Annotated in this window: 23 protein-coding genes and 1 tRNA gene; 12 read left to right on the forward strand and 12 right to left on the reverse strand. The window is 65.6% G+C overall.

All coding sequences use genetic code 11. The features are described from left to right. Positions 1-26: 26 nt before the first annotated feature. Positions 27-833, forward strand: coding sequence for a phosphatase PAP2 family protein (locus ACS5PJ_RS05905; RefSeq protein ID WP_439433976.1), 807 nt, complete (start codon positions 27-29; stop codon positions 831-833). A 69-nt stretch (positions 834-902) separates the two neighbouring features. Here ACS5PJ_RS05905 and ACS5PJ_RS05910 read toward each other — a convergent pair whose 3' ends face one another. Continuing rightward, positions 903-1211: a MerR family transcriptional regulator gene (locus ACS5PJ_RS05910; RefSeq protein WP_439433977.1), complete on the reverse strand. Its 309-nt coding sequence runs from the start codon at positions 1209-1211 to the stop codon at positions 903-905. A gap of 153 nt (positions 1212-1364) precedes the next feature. On the opposite strand from ACS5PJ_RS05910, the gene ACS5PJ_RS05915 reads away from it, so the two are divergent. From ACS5PJ_RS05915 to ACS5PJ_RS05935, 5 genes are all read left to right on the forward strand, one after another. Beyond that, positions 1365-1790: an Hsp20/alpha crystallin family protein gene (locus tag ACS5PJ_RS05915; RefSeq protein WP_439434124.1), complete on the forward strand. Its 426-nt coding sequence runs from the start codon at positions 1365-1367 to the stop codon at positions 1788-1790. 74 nt (positions 1791-1864) lie between these two features. Continuing rightward, on the forward strand, positions 1865-2218 hold the full coding sequence (locus tag ACS5PJ_RS05920; protein WP_439433978.1) for a J domain-containing protein: 354 nt from the start codon (positions 1865-1867) through the stop codon (positions 2216-2218). A gap of 46 nt (positions 2219-2264) precedes the next feature. Beyond that, positions 2265-2642, forward strand: a complete 378-nt coding sequence (locus tag ACS5PJ_RS05925) for a hypothetical protein (protein ID WP_439433979.1) — start codon at positions 2265-2267, stop codon at positions 2640-2642. A 31-nt stretch (positions 2643-2673) separates the two neighbouring features. Then, a complete protein-coding gene (locus ACS5PJ_RS05930; RefSeq protein ID WP_439433980.1) occupies positions 2674-3183 on the forward strand; it encodes a methyltransferase family protein in 510 nt (169 codons plus the stop codon). A 123-nt stretch (positions 3184-3306) separates the two neighbouring features. After that, positions 3307-4854: a GH1 family beta-glucosidase gene (locus ACS5PJ_RS05935; protein ID WP_439433981.1), complete on the forward strand. Its 1548-nt coding sequence runs from the start codon at positions 3307-3309 to the stop codon at positions 4852-4854. Between the two features lie 42 nt (positions 4855-4896). On the opposite strand, the gene ACS5PJ_RS05940 is transcribed toward ACS5PJ_RS05935, so the two are convergent. Next, the gene (locus ACS5PJ_RS05940; RefSeq protein ID WP_439433982.1) at positions 4897-5979 is read right to left on the reverse strand and encodes an App1 family protein phosphatidate phosphatase; all 1083 of its coding nucleotides are present in this window, start codon (positions 5977-5979) and stop codon (positions 4897-4899) included. A gap of 67 nt (positions 5980-6046) precedes the next feature. After that, a complete protein-coding gene (locus ACS5PJ_RS05945) occupies positions 6047-6778 on the reverse strand; it encodes a DUF72 domain-containing protein (RefSeq protein WP_439433983.1) in 732 nt (243 codons plus the stop codon). A 124-nt stretch (positions 6779-6902) separates the two neighbouring features. Here ACS5PJ_RS05945 and ACS5PJ_RS05950 point away from each other — a divergent pair, with 124 nt between their 5' ends. The 3 genes from ACS5PJ_RS05950 (at position 6903) to ACS5PJ_RS05960 (ending at position 9815) form a co-directional block, all read left to right on the forward strand. Further along, a complete protein-coding gene (locus ACS5PJ_RS05950) occupies positions 6903-8723 on the forward strand; it encodes a glycoside hydrolase family 15 protein (RefSeq protein WP_439433984.1) in 1821 nt (606 codons plus the stop codon). Positions 8724-8829: 106 nt separating this feature from the next. Beyond that, entirely contained in the window at positions 8830-9114 is a 285-nt protein-coding gene (locus ACS5PJ_RS05955; RefSeq protein ID WP_439434125.1) for a hypothetical protein, read from the forward strand. Beyond that, entirely contained in the window at positions 9114-9815 is a 702-nt protein-coding gene (locus tag ACS5PJ_RS05960; RefSeq protein ID WP_439433985.1) for an HAD family hydrolase, read from the forward strand. Before ACS5PJ_RS05955 ends, ACS5PJ_RS05960 begins: the two co-directional genes overlap by 1 nt. Here ACS5PJ_RS05960 and ACS5PJ_RS05965 read toward each other — a convergent pair. From ACS5PJ_RS05965 to ACS5PJ_RS05980, 4 genes are all read right to left on the reverse strand, one after another. Beyond that, on the reverse strand, positions 9802-10008 hold the full coding sequence (locus ACS5PJ_RS05965; RefSeq protein WP_439433986.1) for a hypothetical protein: 207 nt from the start codon (positions 10006-10008) through the stop codon (positions 9802-9804). The two genes, ACS5PJ_RS05960 and ACS5PJ_RS05965, sit on opposite strands and share 14 nt — an antisense overlap. Before the next feature lie 127 nt (positions 10009-10135). After that, a complete protein-coding gene (locus tag ACS5PJ_RS05970) occupies positions 10136-10510 on the reverse strand; it encodes a sterol carrier family protein (protein WP_439433987.1) in 375 nt (124 codons plus the stop codon). Between the two features lie 48 nt (positions 10511-10558). Next, positions 10559-11575 carry an asparaginase gene (locus ACS5PJ_RS05975; protein WP_439433988.1) on the reverse strand — a complete coding sequence of 339 codons (1017 nt, stop codon included), beginning with the start codon at positions 11573-11575 and terminating at the stop codon, positions 10559-10561. Positions 11576-11611: 36 nt separating this feature from the next. Then, the gene (locus ACS5PJ_RS05980; RefSeq protein WP_439433989.1) at positions 11612-13189 is read right to left on the reverse strand and encodes a molybdopterin-dependent oxidoreductase; all 1578 of its coding nucleotides are present in this window, start codon (positions 13187-13189) and stop codon (positions 11612-11614) included. A gap of 101 nt (positions 13190-13290) precedes the next feature. On the opposite strand from ACS5PJ_RS05980, the gene purD reads away from it, so the two are divergent. Together purD and ACS5PJ_RS05990 are read left to right on the forward strand one after the other, a co-directional pair. Further along, positions 13291-14607, forward strand: coding sequence for a phosphoribosylamine--glycine ligase (purD, locus tag ACS5PJ_RS05985; RefSeq protein ID WP_439434126.1), 1317 nt, complete (start codon positions 13291-13293; stop codon positions 14605-14607). Position 14608: 1 nt separating this feature from the next. Next, positions 14609-15547, forward strand: a complete 939-nt coding sequence (locus ACS5PJ_RS05990; protein ID WP_439433990.1) for a phosphoribosylaminoimidazolesuccinocarboxamide synthase — start codon at positions 14609-14611, stop codon at positions 15545-15547. 30 nt (positions 15548-15577) lie between these two features. Here the strand turns inward: ACS5PJ_RS05990 and ACS5PJ_RS05995 are convergent, their stop codons facing one another. Further along, on the reverse strand, positions 15578-16852 hold the full coding sequence (locus ACS5PJ_RS05995) for a helix-turn-helix domain-containing protein (RefSeq protein ID WP_439433991.1): 1275 nt from the start codon (positions 16850-16852) through the stop codon (positions 15578-15580). 131 nt (positions 16853-16983) lie between these two features. Here ACS5PJ_RS05995 and ACS5PJ_RS06000 point away from each other — a divergent pair, with 131 nt between their 5' ends. Next, the gene (locus ACS5PJ_RS06000) at positions 16984-17199 is read left to right on the forward strand and encodes a hypothetical protein (RefSeq protein WP_439433992.1); all 216 of its coding nucleotides are present in this window, start codon (positions 16984-16986) and stop codon (positions 17197-17199) included. Positions 17200-17329: 130 nt separating this feature from the next. On the opposite strand, the gene ACS5PJ_RS06005 is transcribed toward ACS5PJ_RS06000, so the two are convergent. The 4 genes from ACS5PJ_RS06005 to ACS5PJ_RS06020 all read right to left on the reverse strand — a co-directional run bounded on the left by ACS5PJ_RS06005 (position 17330) and on the right by ACS5PJ_RS06020 (position 22274). Further along, positions 17330-17406 (reverse strand) — tRNA-Pro (locus ACS5PJ_RS06005). A gap of 73 nt (positions 17407-17479) precedes the next feature. Then, the gene (locus ACS5PJ_RS06010; RefSeq protein WP_439433993.1) at positions 17480-19423 is read right to left on the reverse strand and encodes an ABC transporter ATP-binding protein; all 1944 of its coding nucleotides are present in this window, start codon (positions 19421-19423) and stop codon (positions 17480-17482) included. Then, positions 19420-21240: an ABC transporter ATP-binding protein gene (locus tag ACS5PJ_RS06015; RefSeq protein WP_439433994.1), complete on the reverse strand. Its 1821-nt coding sequence runs from the start codon at positions 21238-21240 to the stop codon at positions 19420-19422. Before ACS5PJ_RS06015 ends, ACS5PJ_RS06010 begins: the two co-directional genes overlap by 4 nt. 86 nt (positions 21241-21326) lie before the next feature. Further along, a complete protein-coding gene (locus tag ACS5PJ_RS06020) occupies positions 21327-22274 on the reverse strand; it encodes a metallophosphoesterase (RefSeq protein WP_439433995.1) in 948 nt (315 codons plus the stop codon). Positions 22275-22280: the final 6 nt, after the last annotated feature.

The raw sequence follows: 22280 nt of genomic DNA on the forward strand, positions 1-22280 counted from the left end.
CAACGGCGCACGGAGCGGAAATCATAGTGACAGAGCGGGCGGCATCAGGAAAGTCAGGCAATTCCGGAAAGAAGGGCGGCCTCTGGCGTACCTTCCACGAAAAGTTCGTGGTGGAGGAACGCTACGTGGAACCGGCCGCGAGGAGAGCCCTGTACCGGACCGCGGTGATCCTTATGGCCGTGGGTGCTGCCGCGTTCATCCTCACGCTGCTCCTGGTCCTGCAAAGCAACACCGGACCCTCCGCGGTCGACGAGTCCACCCGCAACTGGCTGCTGTCGCTCCGGTCCGAGTCGCTGACGGTTGTCATGATCTTCCTTGCCATCATCTTCGGCCCGATTGCGCTGCCCATCATCGTGCTGGTGGTGACTGTGGTGTGGGGTTTCGCGGCCAAGCATGCCTGGCGCCCCCTCGTCCTCGCTGGGGCAATGCTCAGCGGCGTACTGATATCGCAGATCATCCTGCAGATCGTCCGGCGCTCGCGGCCGCCGGTTGACCTGATGCTCTTCGGTGCCGACCACACATTCTCGTTTCCCTCCGGCCACGTGCTGGGGGCCTGTGACTTTCTGCTGGTGACCACGTTTTTGGTCTTCTCGCGCCGGGAAAACCCCAGGTCCGCTGTGATCGGCTTCGTGGGTGCGGGCGTCGGCATTGTCCTTGCCGTGGCGAGCCGGCTCTACCTCGGCTACCACTGGTTGAGTGACGCTGTGGCTTCCGTCTCCCTGTCGCTGCTGATCCTGGGTGTGGTCATGGCGCTGGATACGTGGCGCACTGCCCGGGTTCGCGGTGAACGGATCACCGGTGAACTCTCCAAAGCGGACGCCCCGGGAGACTAGTGGCAACATGCATCCCGGAAGATGGCGGCCGGACGGGGCGCCTGTGGCGCGGCCCGAATCCTGCAGGCTCTACTCTTCCGGCTGGGACCGCGCCCGTCTGAGCGCGCGGTGAAGCCTGGCGTTGGCTGCCTCGAGCTCCAGGACCCTGGCCACGCCTGCAAGATTGAGCCCCTGCTCCAGGAGTTCGCCGATATGCAACAGCAGGGCGATGTCCTCATCGCTGTACCGGCGGGTGCCGCCGGAGGTGCGGACGGGAGTGAGCAGGCCCCGGGTTTCGTACAGCCGGATGTTCTGCTGACCCGTGCCCGCCAGTTGGGCCGCCACGGAGATGGCATACAGCGGCCGCGCGGCGCGGGCCTGCGCTTTCCGTTCTGACATCCCGCGAACTATGTCCACTCGAAATTCCTTCCCTGCGATGTTGCATCAGTCTCTCACGGGTGCTATAAAAAATCTATATCCACCACCATAGATAAATGGGATGGATATGGACACTGGATACAACTTCTACACAGCTGAAGGAGTGGAAAGATGATGTTGATGCGTACGGACCCGTTCCGTGAGCTGGACCGGCTCACCCAGCAGGTCTTCGGAACCGTCGCCCGGCCGGCTGCCATGCCGATGGACGCCTGGCAGGAAAACGGAGAGTTCGTGGTGGCGTTCGATCTCCCGGGCGTCAAGCTGGATTCCGTAGACCTGAACGTGGAACGCAACGTGCTGACCGTCCGGGCGGAACGCAAGGATCCCACCCAGCCCAATGTCGAGCTGGTGGCCTCCGAGCGTCCGCGTGGTGTCTTCAGCCGCCAGTTGATTCTGGGTGAGGCACTGGACACGGACAACATCAAGGCCAATTACGACCAGGGCGTCCTCACGCTCCGGATCCCGGTCGCGGAGCAGGCCAAGCCGCGCAAGATCGAGATTGAAACGAAGCAGGAATCCATGCACGAGATCCGTTCGTAGGTCCCGGACGCCGGGGCGCAGGTGGCTTCCGCTGCCTGCGCCCCGAGCCGTTACCGTCCGAAAAGTACCCGCCAATGACCAGCCAGCCCGATTACTACGCCGCCCTGCGGCTGGATCCCGCTGCCACGCAGCAGGAGATTTCCCGTGCCTACCGGGCGCTGATGCGAACCCACCACCCGGACGTCCACGCCGGCCCGGCGGCCGACCGCGAGACCCGGGATGCCGAACTGCTGCGGATCATGCAGGCTTTTTCCGTCCTCCGCGACCCTGTGCGGCGGGCCGCCTACGACCGCACCGTTACCGGCGGCGATCGCCCCAGTGACACCGCAACCGACATCCCGGTCCGCAAGGTCCCCAGCAGGGCGGCTCCGGCCGGCACCAGCATCCGGATCACGCCGGTGCACTGGGAGAGTGGTCCGTGGATCTGAGGCGGAACCCAACAAACAGCCCTAACCGCGAGGAGGCGGATGAGCAATGAGCGAGTGGCGCCGCTACGATTCCCACCTTATTCCGGCGTTCCATGAACGGTTCGAACAGCGTTGGGGTGCAGGGACGGCGCCGTTCCTGGACCCCGAGGCCCACGAGGAGCCGCTTCCGCGGGCCCAGTGGATCAACCCCGCCACCGGTGCCGCCCTGGCAGTTGTCCCGGTATGGACCGCGGAGGAGCGGCAGCAGCGTTCCTTCGGGGTGTTCTACCTTCCGCCGGCCGGCGACATCTGGGTTCTCCGTCCCGGTTACACCGGTTACCTCGAACCTGCCGACGGCGAACCGGAACACCTCGTCACGCTGCGCAACGATGCCTACCGCAAGGCCGTTGCGCATGCCAAGGAGTTCCTCTTCGGTTCGCAGTGACACCGTGATTTCCCGGGGTTACAGTTCCGGTATGGCCGCACCCTCCCGGACAGTCCAGCGGTTGAAGGAGCTGTACGAAAATCTGCCGCTGCCAGCCGGGCATGTGATCGGAATGGCTGTTGACCTCCTCCTGGACCGGCTGCACCCCGCGCCCCTTCCGGGCTCGCGGTCCTTGCACCGGAGGGCCGGGGCGCTGCTGGTGTTCGCCGGCGTCGGCCTGAATCTTTGGGCGCTGCAGGAACGGCGACGCCGCACAGTGGGCCGCTTCGCACTGGAGCGGCCGGAGGAGCTGGTCACCACCGGCCCGTATGCCGTGACCCGGCATCCCATGTATGTGGGCTGGTGGTTCATTCGCCTGGGATTGGGAACCCTGGCCGGTTCAGCCTGGACCATGGTGACGCTGCCGGTCCTCTCGCTCGCGGGACACCCCGAAGTCCTCCGCGAAGAGGCACTGCTGGCCGAGCACTTTGACGAGTCCTACCCCGCCTATGCAGGACGGGTTCGGCGTTACCTCGGGTTTCCTTTCCGGCGTCCGCCGTAAGCCACGTCCCCGTGGACCATGGTGGGTCTTATCCGCACGGAATTATGCGAGGATATGGACCTGACAAAAGCGTGGGTCACGGATCCGCGGGAAACTTCTCCTCCGTCAATAAGGGCTGATTTCATGCACATTACCGCCAAGGAACTGGCCGGCCTGATCCCGGCGGACTTCACCCTGGGGGTTGCCACAGCCGCCTTCCAGATCGAAGGGGCGCTCGACGAGGACGGCCGCGGGCCCGCAGGCTGGGATGCTTTTGCGGCCAAACCCGGCGCCATCGTTGAGGACCACAGCCCGGTGACCGCCTGCGACCACTACCACCGCATGCCGCAGGACGTCGCCCTGATGAAGCAACTGGGCGTGGACTCCTACCGCTTCTCCCTGGCGTGGCCGCGTATCCAGCCCACCGGCAGCGGAGCCGTGAACAAAGCGGGGCTGGACTTCTATGACCGCCTCCTCGACGAGCTGCTCGCCAACGGGATTTCGCCCATGGTCACGCTCTATCACTGGGATACGCCGCAGGCACTGGACGACACCGGCGGCTGGATGAACAGGGACACCGCCTACCGGCTGGGGGAGTTCGCCGCCATCGCGGCCGAGGCGTACGGGGACAGGGTGGCACGGTGGTGCACCATCAACGAACCCGCCACTGTCACCACCAACGGCTACACCCTCGGCCTGCATTCCCCCGGCGAGGCCCTCCTGATCAACGCGCTGCCGACTGTCCACCACCAGCTGCTGGGCCACGGCCTCGCCGTGCAGGCGCTGCGGGCAGCCGGGGTACCCGGCGGAATCGGCATGACCAACGTCTACTCGCCGATGGTCCCCAACTCGATCAACCCGCTTGACCGGATCAGCGCCGGCCTGATGGATCTTGCCCAGAACCGGCTCTACGCGGACCCCGTGCTGACGGGCAAGTACCCGGACCTCATCCGTGCCGCGAAGTTCTTCAGCTCCTTCGAGCACCCGGACGAGGATATGGAGATCATCTCCCAGCCGCTGGATTTCTACGGCCTGAACTACTACATGCCCACCAAGGTCGCCGTGGGGCCGGGCAGCGGTGCAGTTCCCGCGAGCATGGCTGAGGCCATGGGCAGCGACCTGTCCGCCGTGGGCAACGGCGGAACGCCGTTCCATGTCGAAACCTGGCCCGAAGCGGACATCACGTCCTACGGCTGGCCGGTGAAGCCGGACTACATGCGCGTGGCGCTGAAGGAGATGGCCGAACGCTATCCGAACCTGCCGCCGGTGATCATCACCGAGGGCGGGGCGAGCTTCGAGGACATCATCGTCCGGGACAAGTCCACCAACACCACCTTCATCCCGGACGAACGCCGGCTGAAGTACCTTTCGGACCACATCGAGGCGGCACTGAAGGCCACAGCTCCCGGCGGTGAGGCCGAGACAATTGACCTGCGCGGCTACTACGTGTGGTCGCTGATGGACAACTTCGAGTGGTCAGCCGGCTACAAGCAACCGTTCGGCCTGCTCCACGTGGACTTCGAAACCCTCGAGCGGACCCCCAAGGCGTCCTACTTCTGGTACCAGGAGCTCATCGAGGAACGGAACCTCGCCGCAGCGGCGGGTGCCGCCGTCGCACAGGCCGTCACCGCGGAACCGGGCATCACGGACGTGCCCGACGACGACGTGCCCGCGTTGGGTGCCACCGCTTAGCGGGTGCAGCTGCAAGGCAGCGGGATCCGGAGCGGGATCCGCCTAGAGAAGGTCCAGGGCCTTCAGCTGCTTGGCCATCCCGGCGCCGTCCGTCGAGTAGATCCACGGCACCACCGAGGTGGTGTGGTCGCCGTCCTCGGAGTGGCCGCCGGCAAGGACTGACTCACTGACGGACAGCTGCCGGATAGCGATGGCGGCTACCTTGTCCCCGTACTCCTGGGCAAAACCGTTGTAGATCTCCTCGTCGTGCTGGCCGTTGTCGCCGATCAGGAGCCAGCGCATATCCGGGAATTCCTTGGCGAGCCGCTCAAGGTTGGTGTGCTTGTGCTCCTGGCCGCTGCGGAACCAGCGGTCATGGGTCAGGCCCCAGTCCGTCAACAGGAGCGCGCCGGCGGGATACATGTTCCGGCTGAGGAAGCGGGCCAGCGTGGGGGCAGCGTTCCAGGGACCGGTGGAAAGGTAAATGACCGGCGCTTCGGGATGCTCAATGGTCAGTCGGTCCAGCAGGACGGCCATGCCCGGGGTAGCCATGCGGGCACGTTCGCTGAGCACAAAGGTGTTCCACAGTGCCAGGAAGGGCCGCGGCAGGGCCGTGACCATCACCGTGTCGTCAATGTCCGACACGATGCCGAACTTTGCTTCGGCGTCGATCACCTGGATCAGCGTCTCCACGGGCTCTGTGCCGTCGGCGCGCAGGACGGCGGTGTGCCAGCCGGGGGAGAGCCGGACATCCACCACCGTGTCGATGAGCCCGCCGCGGTCCGCCTTGACCCTGGTGACGACGTCGCCGATGGTTATTTCAACCCCGGTGAACTGCAGCGGGACGCTGGTGAACGCACGCCAGCCCCGGATGTTCTGCGTGCCGTTCCGTGCCGCGTGCTCGGCCTGGCTGCCGGGAGTGGGCTTCTTCGTGAGAAGGACGCGCCCCAGCACGCGGACCCAGCCGGTGGAACCGTAGCCCTGGTAGGCGATGGTTTGCGGTGCGAAGTTCCAGCGCTTGGCAAGCCGGATGCGGACGCCGTTGACGACGTCGGATAGCCGGTGGGCCAGCAGGAAGAGCTGGGTGCCGGACAGCTGTGCCGTGTGCGGAAGGTTGTGCGGTGCGTTCTGAGGAGCCCTGTCCATGCTTACCACTCTGCCACAGCCAAGAGGCGGACCGGCAAGGCGGCGGCCCTTGCCGCCTTCCGTGACGTCAGCCCTCGCCGAGGATCCAGCGCAGGGTCTCGGCGTTCCGCACGGCGTTCCCGCCGCCGTCGTTATTGAAATAGGCATAAACATCCTGCCCGGCGCCGGCCCACTCGCGGATGCGGTCAGCCCACCAGTGCAGGTCGGTGTCCGAGTAGGAACCGCCGTAAAGGTGCTGGTGGTCCGGGCCGTGAAGCCGCACGTAGACGAACGGCGCCGTGGTTCGCAAAATGCACGGCAGATTGGCCCCGCTCATGATGCAGTAGGCCGCCTGGTGGCGTTCAAGCAGGGAATAGACGTCATGGTGCTCCCAGCTGGGGTGGCGGAATTCCACGGCAACCCGGATCCACCACGGGAGGGCCCCGAGAAAATAGTCCAGCCGGGCGTCGTCGCGCTCGAACTGCGGCGGGAGCTGGACCAGCAGGACAGCACGTTTGTCGCCCAGCTCGTGCCAGCAACGGGCGATGCGCTCGATCCACACTTCCGGCGCGTACAGCTTCTTCGCATGGGTCAGGCCGCGGGGAGCTTTGACGGACAGCTGAAAACCGTCAGGCAGCCTGCGGCGCCAACTGGCAAATGACGTATCCCGCGGCCAGCGGTAGAAGCTGGCGTTCAGCTCAACGGTGCTGAACCGGGAAACATAGTGCTGGAGCCTGTCCCGGGCAGGCAGGCCCGGCGGGTACAGGACGTTCTCCCAGTGGTCATAACTCCAGCCGGACGTGCCGATGTGGATGGACATTGTCAGCTCGGATCCGACGGCGTTGCGCAGGTCATGGTGCCTCCGGGGTTCAGGGCCGGCAATCAATTCAGGCTACACCGCCGGACTTCACCACCCGGGGCGATCCGTGTGGCACTGTATTGGAATGGCGCGGATAGAAGATTACGCAGTTGTTGGCGACCTCCACACCGCCGCCCTGGTCAGCACGGAGGGCTCCATCGACTGGCTCTGCCTTCCGCGGTTTGACTCGCCGGCCTGTTTCAACGCACTGGTGGATACGCCGGAAGCCGGACGCTGGCTGCTGGCACCGGAGGGCGGCGGCGCCTGCACCAGGCGCGCCTACCGCGAGGGCACCCTGGTCCTGGAAACAGAATGGGATACCCCCGACGGCACTGTCCGTATCATCGACTTCATGCCGCCGCGTGACGAGGTGGCGGACATCGTGCGGATCGTGGAGGGCGTGAGCGGGAGCGTCAGGATGCACGGCGAGCTGACCCTGAGGTTCGACTACGGGCACATCGTTCCCTGGGTCCGGCGGGACAAGCGCGGACTCCATGCCATCGCGGGACCGGACGCCGTCTACTTTGTCACCAACGCGCCCCTCCACGGGGAGAACCTGCACTCCGTCAGCGACTTCACGGTGGAGGCCGGGGAGCGGGTGCCGTTCGTCCTGACGTGGGCGCCCAGCCATGTTGGCCGCCCCCATACTGTGAAAGCCGAGGACGTGCTGGGCACAACCCTTGCGTTCTGGCGCGGCTGGGCGTCCCAATGCACAGTCAAGGGAAAATACCAGGACGCCGTGATGCGTTCTCTGATCACGCTCAAAGCCCTGACCTATGCCCCCACCGGCGGCATTGTGGCCGCCGTGACCACCTCCCTGCCGGAACAGATCGGCGGCCCCCGCAACTGGGATTACCGCTACTGCTGGCTGCGGGATGCCACCATGACCCTGCAGGCGCTGTTGGCCGCCGGTTACACGGCGGAAGCGGCTGCCTGGCGTGACTGGCTGCTCCGCGCCGTGGCAGGGGACCCGGCGGACCTTCAGATCATGTACGGGATCCACGGCGAACGCCGCCTTCCGGAGATGGAACTGCCGTGGCTTGCAGGGTACGAGAACTCCAAGCCGGTGCGGATTGGCAACGGTGCTGCGGAGCAGCTTCAGCTGGACGTCTGGGGCGAGGTCCTCGACTGCCTTGCGCTGACCCGGAATTCCCTGCTGAAGCACACGGACGAATCCTGGGATCTGCAGGTGATGCTGATGGAACACCTGGAAACAGTGTGGGACCAGCCGGACAACGGTCTTTGGGAGATGCGCGGGCCGCGGCGCCATTTCACCCATTCCAAGGTGATGGCCTGGGTGGCCGCCGACCGGATGGTCAAGGGTGTCCGGGACTTCGGGCTCCCGGGTCCGGCGGAACGCTGGGAAGCCCTGCGGGACACCATCCACCGGGAAGTGATGGCCAATGGCTTTGACCCGAAGCGGAACACTTTCACACAGTCCTACGGGCGCCCTGAACTTGACGCCAGCCTGCTGCTGATTCCGCGGGTGGGCTTCCTCCCGGCGGATGATCCCCGCGTGCTCGGCACCATCGACGCGATCCAGCGCGAGCTCACCGAAGACGGTTTTGTCCTGCGTTACCGTCCCGCAGACAGCGACGACGGACTCCCGGGGGATGAAGGCGTCTTCCTTGCCTGCTCCTTCTGGCTGGTGGAGGCTCTCCTGGGTGCAGGGCGTGCCGAGGAATCCACCGCCCTGTTCGAACGGTTACTGGAACTGGGCAACGATGTAGGGCTTTTCAGTGAGGAATGGGGCGTCAGGGCCGGGCGCCAACTGGGCAATACCCCGCAGGCCTTCAGCCACTTCGCGATGGTGACCAGTGCCCTTGAACTGCATCAGGACACCGTCCGGCGCAGCGACACCCCTATCCCCCCGGAGGCAGAAAGGGTAGGCCAGCGGGGACCCTAGGGCCTGATGGCACTACTGCCCCGGCCAGGAAGTAAGTATACTTACTAAGACTGGCGAAGCGCTCCAGGAAAAGCACAGCGCAGTGACTGAACAAGGGGTGATTGCAGTGGCCGGATATTTTGAACTGGTGGATGCGCCAGACGGCGGCTACAGGGTGCGGATGATGGATGGTTCCGGGAACCTGATGGCCATCTCCGTAACCTTTCCAACCAAGCGGGCCGCCGTGAAAGGCGTCGAAATGGCACGCGAGATCGCCGGCACGGGCTTGATCCGGGATTGCAGCAGCAACGGCGCCGGAACTATCCTCCGGGACCGGGTCCGTACAGTGTCTCCGAAGGATAAGGCTGCGGCGCACGGGAGGAAGCTGTCCGCACGCGCTGCTGTCGGGTGATGGGTTCCGGCGGTCCGGCCGGCGCGCCTCGCAGGGGTGTCCTGTTCGATGTTGACGGAACCCTGGTGGACTCCGCCTATGTGCACACCCTCGCGTGGTGGCACGCCTTCCGCATGCACGGACACGACGTCCCCATGGCTGCTATCCACCGGTGTGTGGGGATGGGCGGGGACCGTCTGGTGGACACCCTCCTGCCCGAAAACCGGGACCGGAACGCTGACTCCGAAATCATGGCAAGCCACGCGGCGGTCTTCGCCCTGAGCTGGCCATCGTTGCGTCCGCTCGACGGTGCCAGGGAACTGCTGGCCGCGTGCCACGCCCAAGGGATTGCCGTCGCCCTGGCATCCTCTGCCCGCGACCAGGACCTGGCGGCCACACGCCGGGCACTGGACTCAGATGAGTTCATCCACGCCGCCACCAGCGCCAACGACGCCAAGGCGAGCAAGCCGGCGCCGGACATCCTGGTGGCCGCCCTCGAAACTGTCGGCGTCCTCGCCACGGACGCTGTTTACGTAGGGGACTCGGTGTGGGACATGAAAGCCGCGGCCGCCCTGGGAATGCCGGCCATAGGAGTCACCTGCGGCGGGACCAGCGCGGCCGAGCTGCGCGATGCAGGAGCGGCCGAGATCTTCGACGGTCCCCGCGAGATCCTGGAGAATCTGCAGCACAGTGCCATTGGCAGGCTGCTCACACGGGCTTGATCCACGCGACGCTGACTTTGACCGAACCGTCGTTGCTCCTCTCCACCTCCTCAACCACCTCCGAAGCGGCAGCGCCCATGTCCAGGATCTTGGTGCGGTAACTCTCGAGCAGTTCCGTGAGGCTTTGCTCCGTCCATTCCCCTGGACGAATCCTCGTGGAGATCTCAACGGGCTCAGGCTGGTAAAGCGCCATAACGGCGTCTCCTCTCTGTCGGGCGGGATCAGGCTGGCGGGGCCGGGGCCTGCCGCCTCCTACGCTAGGGGCCTTCTCCGGCCCGCACAAGGAAAAGCAGCACGTGCACCGGTTGGGGGCCAAGCGGTCAGAGCGGCAGCAGTGAAGACAGGTCCGCCCGCAGCCCCGAGGCCGCCACCTTGCCCGCACCCACGGCATCCGCCCAACTCACCTTGCCGGTGACCATCCCCAGCCAGGTGGCGGCGTCGCACTCGATCACATTCGGCGGAGTGCCGCGCGTGTGCCGGGGCCCCTCAACGCACTGGGTAACGCCGAACGGCGGCACCCGGACCTCCACGGAGTTCCCCGGCGCCCTGGCGGTCACCTCCTCGAGCGTGTAGCGGACGGCCGTCGCGGTGACGTTCCGTGAAAGAGCGTCCGACGGCGACCCGGCAGCTTCCTGCCACGCGGCGAGGGCCGCTTTGCCCTCTTCAATGCCGATACGACGGCGAGCTGTGGCCATGAGGCCAGCCTCCCTTTTTCGGAAACAATCTCAGTAGTCGCGCAGCGCTTAGTCGAGGAGAGCGGACACTGCTGGCCCGAGGCGGATCCTTCCCACTGCCTGGCTGCCGCCCATGACCGGACTGACCACCCTTTCAAGGACACTGGAAACACCAGGGATGTCCACCGCCCCAGCGGCGGCTAGCATGGTCAGTCCTATCAGGGAGGTGGCGCGGATGTTGCCGTCCAGGATCTTCACGGCCACAGACACGCCCTGCGGAGTGGCCATCGCCAGCACACCCTCGGCGCCGATCTTGGCAATAATCCCCAGTTCGTCCATGACCACTGTATTGGCCTCGCCTTGGCCCTGGACAGCCCAGGGGTAGTCCAGCATGGACGTGGCGATGGTGGCTGCGCGGGCATTGGAGTTCTTGTCACCGGGCGCTTTTGCCAGCTTGGAGAAGGCCCGCGCCAGGCCGGCCAGCGATATGGCTGCCACCGGGGCCCCGCAGCCGTCAATCCCCAAATGCGCGATCCGTTCCCCGGCGTACTCTTCGATCACGCTTCGCACCCGCTGCTGCAGGGGATGGTTCGGCTCCAGGTAGCTGTGGGTGTCCCAGCCGTTTTCGGTGCAGGCCCACAGGAACGCCGCGTGCTTGCCGGAGCAATTAAAGGCAAGCTTTGACTTGCCGCGTTCGGAGCGCACCAGCCAGTTGCGGGCTGTCTCGTCCTGCGGCCACGCAGCGGGGCACTGGAGCTGGTCCTCGGTGACGCCGGCGGCCTTCAGCATTCCCGCCGCCACGTCCATGTGGTCAAGGGATCCCACATGGCTGCCGCACGCCAGCGCCACCTGGGCGCCACGCAACGGAACGCCGGACTGCATGGAGGCCAGTGCCTGAAGCGGCTTGAGCGCGGACCTGGCGAAGATGGGGGTGGTGATGTCGCCAAGCGCGGTCACCACCGTGCCGTCTGCTGCCAGCAGCACGGCGGAGCCGATATGCCGGGACTCCACAAAACCGCTGCGTTCGATGACGGCCAGTTCGACGGCGGAGTCCACGGTGAACGTGGCATGGGGGTTGTGCGGCATGAAGCCAGTCTAGGGGCCGGACCCCCTGATCCCGGGCTACTCCACGGTGACCATGACCGACTGCCAGCCGGACGCGCCGTCCGGCACGGGATCGGCCCGCCGGTCCGTCTGCACTTCGCCGGACCCGTCCGTGGCACGGACCTTGATGTAGTGCGGTCCGGGGGTGGCCTCCCAGTTGAAGGACCACTGCCGCCACGTAATGAGTGAGGCCTCGGTTGAAAGGACCGCTTCGGCCCAGGGGTTGTTGTCGATCTGGACTTCCACCTTGGTGATGCCACGGGTCTGCGCCCACGCCGTGCCGCCGATCGCGACGCGGCCGGCCGGCACCTTGGCGAACGACTTCGGAACCTCCACCCGGGCCATGGTCTTGATGGGGCCGCGTTCTGACCAGCCCCGCTGTGTCCAGTAGGCCTTGCTGTCCGCGAAGCGCGTTACTTCCAGGTCCACTACCCACTTGGTGGCGGAAACGAACCCGTACAGCCCAGGCACCACCATGCGCACCGGATAGCCGTGCTCCAGCGGAAGGGGCTCGCCGTTCATGCCGATCGCCAGCATGGCGTCGCGGTCATCCTGCAGTACTTCCAGCGGCGTGGAGGCGCTGAAGCCGTCGATCGACGTCGAGAGCACCATGTCCGCCCCGTCCTTGGGGCGGGCCCGCTTGAGGACCTCACGAATCGGAAGGCCCAGCCAGCGGGCGTTCCCGGCGAGGTTTCCGCCCACCGGGTTGGAGACACAAGTGAGCGTTACGTGCGATTCGATGAGGTCGGCGTCGAGCAGGTCCTGGAACGTGAGGCGGACCTCCTGCTCCACTAAGCCGTGGATCCGGAGCTCCCAGTCATCCGCGTTGATTTCGGGAACGCTCAGGGCAGTGTCGATCCGGTAGAAGTCGCCATTCGGGGTGATCCACGGCGTGACCCCGGGAGCGGGGGACTGGACGCCGGCCGGCACCGCCGCGGCGGGCTTGACCGGGGTGGGCAGCTGCAGGGCTTCGCGGGCCTGGGCGATGTTGCTGCGCGCAGCGCTGAGCAGGCGCCCGCCCGTGGCTGCGATCCCTGCACCGACAGCGGTGATGCCGGCAGCGGCAAAGAAGCGGCGGCGGCTGGTGGCGGGACGGCCGGGTTCCTCCGCACCGGTGTCAGCGGGCGCCTCCGGCCAGGCTTTCAGCCGCCAGAGCGGGGCGATCAGCAGCCGCAAAACCACGAGCCCGGCCACCGTTCCCAGGATGGTGGGGACGGCGTCGAGCGGCTTGACGCTTGCCCGCGTGACAACGCTGGCCACGATCACTGCCCCCATGAACAGCACGCCCGCCACGCCCAGCGACCATTTCCGGTAAGCCGCCACGCCCAGGACACAGGCCAGCAGCAGGATGGTCACTCCCATGCCCACGAACAGTGCGGCCTTGTCGTTGGTGCCGAACGTCGCGATGGCAAAATCCTTCATCCACGGCGGCGTGAAATCGATGAAGGTGGAACCCAACGCGATCACGGGCGTAGCCCGCGCCGTGAAGAACGCCCCTATCAGCTCCGCGACGGAAAGTACGACGGCGGCCGCCACCACGCCCGCCAGCGCGGCCATGGCGGTGGGACCCTTGAGCCAGTTCTTCAGCTTCTTCATACCTTGGGTTCGTAGCCGTCGGCACCGCAGATCGCTGATCCCGGTCACAGCTTGGACTTTCCTTAGGAGAGGGCAGGGTCCACAAAGTACCCTTGGAGACTGTGAAGGTACTCGTCATCGGCCCCGGAGGCCGCGAACACGCCATTGTCCGCTCCCTGCTCGCCGACCCCAACGTGTCCGAGGTCCATGCAGCTCCCGGCAATGCCGGCATCAGCAAGCTGGTCCCCACCCACCGGATTGACGGGAATGATCCCGGCGCCGTAGCTGCACTGGCTACCCGGCTCGGCGTCGACCTTGTGGTGGTGGGCCCCGAAGCTCCGCTCGCTGCCGGGGTTTCGGACGCGGTCCGCGAGGCCGGCATTCCGGTCTTCGGGCCCAGCAAGGCTGCAGCCCAGCTGGAAGCGTCCAAGGCGTTCGCCAAGGAAGTCATGGCTGAAGCCGGCGTTCCCACGGCCATGGCCCTGGTAGCTACCAACGCCGAGGAAGCAGCCTCTGCCCTGGACACCTTCGGTGCACCCTATGTGGTGAAGGATGACGGCCTCGCAGCAGGCAAGGGCGTTGTGGTCACCAAGAAGCGTGACGAAGCGCTGGCCCACGCCCAGGCGTGCTTCGATGCCGGCGGCACCGTCGTCATCGAGGAATTCCTGGACGGCCCTGAGGTTTCCGTCTTTGTCCTGTGCGACGGCCACAATACGGTGGCCCTCTCGCCGGCCCAGGACTTCAAGCGCATCTTCGACAACGACGAGGGCCCCAACACCGGCGGCATGGGCGCCTACACGCCGCTGGAATGGGCCCCCGCCGGCCTGGTCCAGGAAGTCATTGACCGGGTGGCACAACCCACCGTCAAGGAAATGGCCAACCGGGGCACGCCGTTCGTGGGCGTGCTGTTCGTTGGCCTGGCCCTGACCTCGCGCGGTACCCGGGTCATCGAATTCAACGTCCGCTTCGGCGATCCTGAAACACAGGCCGTCCTGGCCCGGCTCAAGACCCCGCTCGGTGCGCTGCTGCTGGCAGCCGCCAAGGGCGAACTGGACAACGCCGAGGAGCTTCGCTGGTCCAAGGAGACCGCTGTCGCCGTCGTCATCGCGTCCGAAAACTACCCGGACAAGCCGCGCACCGGCGACCGCATCCGCGGCCTGAAAAAAGCGGAGGAGCTTGAGGGCGTGCACGTCATCCATGCGGGTACCGCGTTCGACGACGACGGCAAAGTAGTCTCGGCCGGCGGCCGGGTGCTCGCAGTTGTTGCGCTCGGAAGTGACCTCGTGGAGGCCCGGGAACGGGCGTACGACGGCGTGGAACTGGTTCAGCTGGAGGGGGCCCAGTTCCGGACCGACATCGGACGGAAGGCCGCCCGCGGCGAAATCAAGGTGGCGTCCAACGCGACGGCATCACTGCCGGTGACGAAGGCGAGGGCATAACATGACCGGGAATTCCCCCCAGCGCGGATTCAGCACCGCCACCCTGGACTTGCCGGGTTGGACGCACGTTTACTCGGGCAAGGTCCGTGACCTGTACGAGCCGGCCGACGAAGCTGTCCGCCAGCAGGTCGGCCAGGACTGCGTCCTGGTGGTGGCCAGCGACCGCATCAGCGCCTTCGACCACGTCCTGGCGAGCGAGATCCCGGACAAGGGCCGCATCCTCACCCAGCTGAGCCTCTGGTGGTTCGACCAGCTTGACGTGGTCCACCACGTGCTGGCATCCACGGTGGAAGATGGGGTTCCCGCGGCCGTGGAGGGCCGCGCCATGATCTGCAAGAAGCTGGACATGTTCCCCGTGGAGTGCATCGCCCGCGGTTACCTCACCGGTTCCGGGCTGCTCGAGTACAACGCGCACGGGACGGTCTGCGAGATTCCATTGCCGCCAGGCCTGGTGGACGGCTCACGGCTGGAACGGCCCATCTTCACCCCGTCAGCGAAGGCCGAGGTGGGCGAGCATGACGAGAACATCTCCTATGACGACGTTGTGGCGATGGTGGGCGACGATATTGCCGGACGGCTGAGCGAGCTGACCCTGAAGATCTACACGGCGGCCGAGAAAATTACCCGGGAACGCGGCATTATCCTCGCGGACACCAAAGTGGAGTTCGGTTATGACGCCGTGTCCGGTGCCATCACCCTGGGCGACGAAGTGCTCACGCCGGATTCCTCCCGCTTCTGGGATGCAGCCACCTATGAACCGGGCAAAGCACAGCCGTCATATGACAAGCAGTACGTCCGCGACTGGCTGACATCGGCCGAGTCAGGCTGGGACAGGAAATCGGATACGCCGCCGCCGGCGTTGCCCGAGGACGTGGTGGCCCGCACCCGCGGCCGCTATATCGAGGCCTACGAGAAACTCACGGGCAAGGCGTTCGCTTAGCCGTTCGCTCAGTTTTGGCCCGCCTTCGGGTCAGCTTGCCTTGGCGTTTTTCGCCGCGGCGGCCGACCGCTCCTGGGCGAGCCTGATTTCCAGGATCGCGTCCAGCGCCTGCTGGACCCGGTCCTGGGCCCCGGCGGAGCTGAAATCTTTCTGTGCTTCGTGGAGGTACACCAGGGCTTCATCGGATTCGCCGGCGGCCTTGAGTGATTTGCCCAGCAGGAGTGCCACCTCGCCGGCGGTGTGCTTGGCCAGTGCGTCGGACTCGGCATGGATCTCGCGGAGCTTCTGGATGGCGGCAACGATGTCGCCCGTGAGGTACAGCCAGCGGGCGCGGATGAACGCGACCTCCAGCTGGTCGCTCTTCATGCCGTGCACGATGGAAAACGCCAGCTCCGCACGTTCAATGGACGCGAGCGTCTCGGGCTCCACAATGCCGGATTGGAGCCGCACCGCGGCCGAGGCCTTGTTGAAACGGGCCCACAGCTCGATGTCGTTGGCAGGGGAAAGCAGCTTTGCTGCCCGTTCGTGCTCTTTGACGCCTTCGGTGTAGTCGTGGCGCATAAAGGCCACGTTGCCGATGACCCAGGCCACCTCGCCCGCGAGCTGGGCCATTGAGGTCTCGTCCACCTGTTCCTTCATGGCCTGGCAGTATTTCCAAGCCTCGTCCAGCCTCCCGCTTTCGGCCAAAGCGCCGATGAGGATCCGGTGGGCACCGATAGTGACTGTCGAGCTCTTGGGAAGCTGCGACGACAGTTTCACCGCTTCCATGGCGTGGTCCACGGCAAGGGAGAGCTGGCCTTGGCGGTGGAACACAGCGGCAAGCATCTGGCGGGCCCGAACGGCCAGTCCAACTGACTCCTTGGCCATGGGGTGCTCCAGGAGGCGCTGGGTTATCTGCTGGCAGTCCTGCAAATCGCCGTGCTTCATGAGGCATTCCGCCTGCATATATGTCATGTTCCACCAGGCGCTGGTGTTTTTGCCCTCGAGTGCGATCCTGGCCGCAGTCGCTGCATGGCTCGCTGCCAGCGGGTAATCACGCAGGTCCCACGCCTGCCGTGCATAGAGGCCGGCAAGGACGTACTCGGCGTCGCTGACTGAGATGGGCTGGCTCCATGCTTCCAGGGCCTTGGGCGCCAGTTCCAACCGGCGGGCAAGTTCCTCGATGACCTCGGCCGTTGGCTCCCTGCGGCCGGTTTCCAAGAGAGAGATATAGCTCGGGGAATAAAGGTCCTTACCCAGCTCGGCCTGGGTAAGGCCACGTTCGAGCCGCTCCGCCCGGAGCTTCTCCCCGAATCCGTTGCCCACGGGATATCCTCCTTATTCTGGACAGCATATATACACAAAGCTTGACAGTCCCTGTGGAAGATATTTTACAATAGGTGTCAACAAGGACGTGCTGACTTTGTAACGAATCCGACTCGTATTGAGGACTCCATATGTTTAAGAAGATAGCTGCCGCTGCCGTACTGGCAGGCGCCTTGGCATTCTCCGCAGCGGCTCCGGCCGTCCTTTCCGCAGGTTCCATCTCCGACACCGCAGGTGTTTCTGTGGCCAGCGGTAACTGGCCCGATCCGGCATCGTCCAAGGTTTCGAAGAAGGACAGCGGCACCACTTACACCACCTACAGCGGTAACTGGCCCGACCCGGCCTAAGTAGCCTCCTGATAACGAGGCGGGGCCCCGGTGCATGAATTCCGTGCACCGGGGCTTTCTTTATGCCCCGAAGTTGTTGCACAAAAGAAATGAAAAAAAGAGGGTCTCCCGGGGGAGACCCTCTTTCATTTGGTCGGGATGACAGGATTTGAACCTGCGACCTCGTCGTCCCGAACGACGCGCGCTACCAAGCTGCGCCACATCCCGATCCGCTGCAAAAGCAACTTTACAAGGATAGCCGACACCGGGCCCGGAAGCGAAATCGGCCGGCATGACCGGGTCAGACCAGGGAATCCTTCCACGCCCCGTGGAGGTCCGCGAACCGTCCGCCACCGCCTATCAGGTCAGCCGGGGTGCCGTCCTCCACGATGCGGCCGTCGTGGACTACCAGCACACGGTCCGCCGACTCCACGGTTGAGAGCCGGTGCGCGATGATCAGTGCAGTCCGGGCGCCACGGGCGCCGCCATCGTCAGCGGAACCCCCGGGCACCCCGGCCGCCGCCGCGCGGTCCGCGCTGACTTCCTTTCCGCCTTCCGTAGTGCCGGCGCCAGCCCCGGCGTCCGCGGCGGCGCCGGACGTCGATCGAAGCAGCCGCGCAAGCCCGCTCTGGACCAGGCGCTCGGACGGAATGTCCAGCGAGGAGGTGGCTTCGTCCAGGATCAGCACTGCCGGACGGGCAAGGAATGCGCGGGCGAAACTGATCAACTGCCGCTGTCCGGAGGAAACCCGGCCGCCGCGCTTGTTGACGTCCGTGTCGTAGCCCTCAGGAAGTTCCAGGATGAACTCGTGGGCGCCTACAGCCCGGGCAGCGTCCTCGATATCTTCACGGGAAGCATCGGGCCGGCCCAGGGCGATGTTGTCCGCCACCGAACCGCTGAACAGGAAAGCTTCCTGGGTCACCATCACAATGTTCCGGCGCAGGTCCGTGGTGCTGAGGTTGCGCAGGTCCACGCCGTCCAGCATCAGCGATCCGGCAGTGACGTCGTAGAAGCGGGCGATCAGCTTGGCGAGGGTGGACTTGCCGGCGCCGGTCTGGCCAACAAGGGCCACCGTCTGGCCGGCGGCGATGTGCAGGTCCATGCTGGGGATGACCACCGGCCCGTCGCCATAGCGGAACTCGACACCCTTGAAGTCAATCGTGCCCCGGGCGTCAGGGAGGGCTACGGCATCCTTCGGCGGCCGGACCGTGGGGATCTCCTCCAGCAGGCCGGACACCTTCTCCAAGGCAGCCTGGGCGCTCTGGAAGGAGTTGTAGAACATGGCCATCTGGTCCACCGGCTGGAAGAACCGCTTGGTGGACAGCATCAGGGCAAGCAGGACACCGACGGCGAGATCCCCGTTCAGCACCCGGAAGCCACCGAACAGCAGCACCCCGGCCACGCAGACATTGCCGATCAGTACCAGGCCGGGTTGGAAGATGCCGTTCAGGTTGATGGACCGCACGGTGACCCGCCGGTAGTCATCGGAGAGCCGGCGGTACTCTGCCGCGTTCTCGCGTTCCTTCCGGAAGGCTTTTACGGCCCGGATCCCGGTCATGGTTTCCACGAAGTGCACGATCAGGCTGGCGGACACCACCCGTGACTCACGGAAGACGATCTGGGAGTGCTTTTGGTACCAGCGGGCAAGGAAGAACATGGGAACGCCTGCCGCCAGCACCAGCAGTCCGCTGCGCCAGTCCAGCGCGAAGACGGTTACGGCGGTGAAGACCATGAAGAGCATGCCGGACGCCAACGAGCTGACCCCGGAGTCAAGCAGTTCCCGCAGGGCCTCCAGGTCCGAGGTCTGCCGGGCAATGATCCGGCCCGAGGTGTACTTCTCATGGAACTCCAGGCTGAGGCGCTGGGTGTGCTGGAACACCCGCACCCGCAGGTCCAGCAGCATGGCCTGGCTGAGCCGCGCGGTGGCCGTGACGTAGAGGGCGGTGAGCCCCGCCGTCGCGATCGCGGCCAGGAGGTAGGCGACGCCGGTCAGCACCAGCGGCACGTTGTCGCCGGCACGCAGGGCCGGGAGGGCATGGTCGATTCCGAAGGCGATCAGGGCGGGGCCCGCGACGCGGGCTGCCTGCGAGAGGACCACCATGGCGATCGTCAGCCAGAACCTGAGCCGCACGGGACGGATCAGCGTGGCCAGCAGGGCGAGCGACCGGCGTCGTACTGCCCTGCTGTCGCTCTTACTGAGGTGGGCGTTGTCCTCGTTGGCGGTACCGAAGGTTGTGGTGGTCATCGCGTGATGTCCTCTGACTCTGAATCTGCCGCTTCCTCAAGCTCCGACAGTTCCGAATCCAGGTCGCGTGGTTCCCGGTCCAGGCTGGCGATGACGTAGCGGTAGTGCGGGCTGGTGGCGAGCAGTTCGGTGTGGGTTCCGACGGCGGCGATCCGGCCGTCCTCCAGCAGCGCCACCCGGTCGGCAAGGGCCACCGTTGACGGCCGGTGCGCGACGATCAGGGTTGTGGTGTCCCTCAGGACGGCACGGAGGCGGGTCTCCACAAGTTCCTCCGTGTGGACATCAAGGGCGGAAAGCGGGTCATCGAGTACCAGGACACGCGGCCTGGCGGCAATGGCGCGGGCCAGGGCAAGCCGTTGGCGCTGGCCGCCGGACAGGCTCAGGCCCTCCTCGCCGATGAGGGTGTCCACGCCCTCCGGAAGCGAGTACGCGAAGTGCGCCTGGGCCACGTCCAAGGCCTCGTCCAGGGCTTCGTCGGTCCTGTCCTGCGCCCCGAGCAGCACGTTCCCGCGGACAGAACTGGAGAACAGCGTGGTGTCCTCGAAGGCCACCCTCACCAGGCGCCGCAGCTGCTCGACGTCGAACTCCCGCAGGTCCACGCCGTCGATGGTGATCGAGCCCGCGGTGACGTCGTACAGCCGGGGGACAAGTTGGATCAGGGCACTCTTGCCGCTGCCGGTGATGCCCACCAGCGCCATGGTTTCGCCCGGCCGGACATCCAGGCTGATGTCCTTCAGGATGGGTTTGTCCGGTGCGTCCTCGAAGGCGAACGTGGCGTTGTTGAAGCTGAGCGCACCCTTGAGTTGTCCGGGCTTGCGCGGCTTCGGCGGGCTGGTGATGGTGTTGACGGTATCCATCACCTCGAAATGCCGGTCAAGGGCCGTCTTGGCCGTGAGAGCCATGGCCAGCAGCATGCCGGAAAATTCCACCGGCGTGGCCATGACGGCGGCCGTGGCGAAGAAGGCCACCAGCGCACCGATGCTCAACTGGCCGCCGGCGCACAGCATCACGCCCACCACCAGGCCGGCCCCGAGCGCCAGTTCAGGCAGCAGCGTGACCACCATGGTGAACGTGGCCTGGTGCCTGGCTTTGGCGATCTCGGTCTGGCGGAGCTCCTCGGCCTGTTCGTTGAAGTTCTCCAGGGCTTCCCGGCTGCGGCCGAACGCCTTGAGGACGCGGATGCCGTGGACTGACTCTTCAACGGTGGTGGCGAGGTCGCCTGCCTGGTCCTGGCTTCGCCGCGCCGCCTTGCTGAAACGGGTCCGGAAGCGGAAGCTGTAGGCCATGATGGGCACCGCTGCGGCCAGGAAGATCAGGGCCAACTGCCAGCTCATCGAGAACATGACCACTATCCCGATGATCACCGTCAGCGTGGTGACCACCAGCATGATCGCCCCGAACGCCATCCAGCGGCGCAGGAAGTTAAGGTCTGTCATGGCGCGGGAGAGCAGCTGCCCCGAACCCCAGCGGTCATGGAAGGACACCGTCAGGTCCTGCAGGTGGCCGTAGAGAGTCACCCGCATTTCCGTCTCCACGGTGGTGGCCGGGTTGATCACGAACTGCCGGCGGAGAGCCACCAGCACCGCCTCGGTGATGCCAAGGGCCAGGATCACGACGGCGGCAACCCACACGGCGCTTGAGTCCCCGCCCGGTTTCAGGGACTCATTGACAAGGACACGGAGCACCTGGGGGATGGTCAGGGCAACGACGCTGGCCAGCAGTGCGCAGAGGAGCCCCAGCACCAGCCGGGGGATGATCGGCCTGACGTGAGGGTAGAGACGGCTGATGGATCTGAAAAATGAGGTCTGCTTGGCCATGCCCGCTTCTCAAACTCTAAAACGAATGTAGTTTCCCGTAGCAACTACCCTATGCCATGGAGTGATAGGACTCACTCGCTACGGGATTATTCGCGTGAAGTAAGCGTCAGCAGGACGGCTTCGGGCTTGCACGCGATGCGGATCGGAGCGAAACGGGAGGTGCCGATACCGCCCGAGACGTTCACCGGCGTCGTACGTCCGTCGCTTTCCCAGTTGTTCAATCCCTTGGCCCGCCATGTGGGGAGATCGCAGTTGGACACCAGTGCGCCGTAGCCCGGGATACACAGCTGGCCGCCATGGGTGTGGCCCGCGAGGAGCAGATCCGCGCCGTCTTCGGTGAAGTGGTCCAGCACGCGCTGGTACGGGGCATGGATGACGGCGACGCGGAGGTGTGCGTTTTCGTCCTGGTTGCGGGTCCCGCGTGGCCAGCCTGCATAGCGCTCACGCTTCAGGTGGGGATCGTCAACGCCTGAGAAATCGAACCGGATCCCCTTCAGCACAACCGACTGGTGGCGGTTGGTCAGATCCACCCAGCCGCCCATCCCGAACCCTGTCCGGAGCCGTGGCCAGTCCAGCTCGACGGGGTTCTGCTTGGCCCTCGAAGGACCCAGCAGGTAGGCGGCGGGATTCTTGAAGGTGGGGGCGTAGTAGTCGTTGGAGCCCGGAACAAAGACGCCGGGAAACTCCAGCAGCGGGCGTAGCGCCTTCAGCAGAGGGTCGATTGCCTTGCGGTGGCTCAGGTTGTCGCCGGTGTTGACCACCAGGTCCGGTGTGAGCGACGCCAGGGATTGGAGCCATTGCGCTTTGGCGTCCTGCCCGGGGACAAAATGGATGTCGCTCAGGTGCAGGACCCGGAACGGTGCGTGTCCTGCCGGCAGGATGGCCAGCGTCTCTTCGCGGAGGACAAACTGGTTTTTTTCCCAGAGGCCGTAGCCGAAGGCGGCAAGGCCCGCGGTTGTGCCGGCGGCAGCGGTGACGGCAAAGCCGCGCCCGATGTTCCGGGCGCGGCTGGCCAAAGCAGGGCTGAGGTTCATGCGCGC

This window comes from Pseudarthrobacter cremeus (assembly GCF_051857465.1).
Taxonomy (GTDB): domain Bacteria; phylum Actinomycetota; class Actinomycetes; order Actinomycetales; family Micrococcaceae; genus Arthrobacter.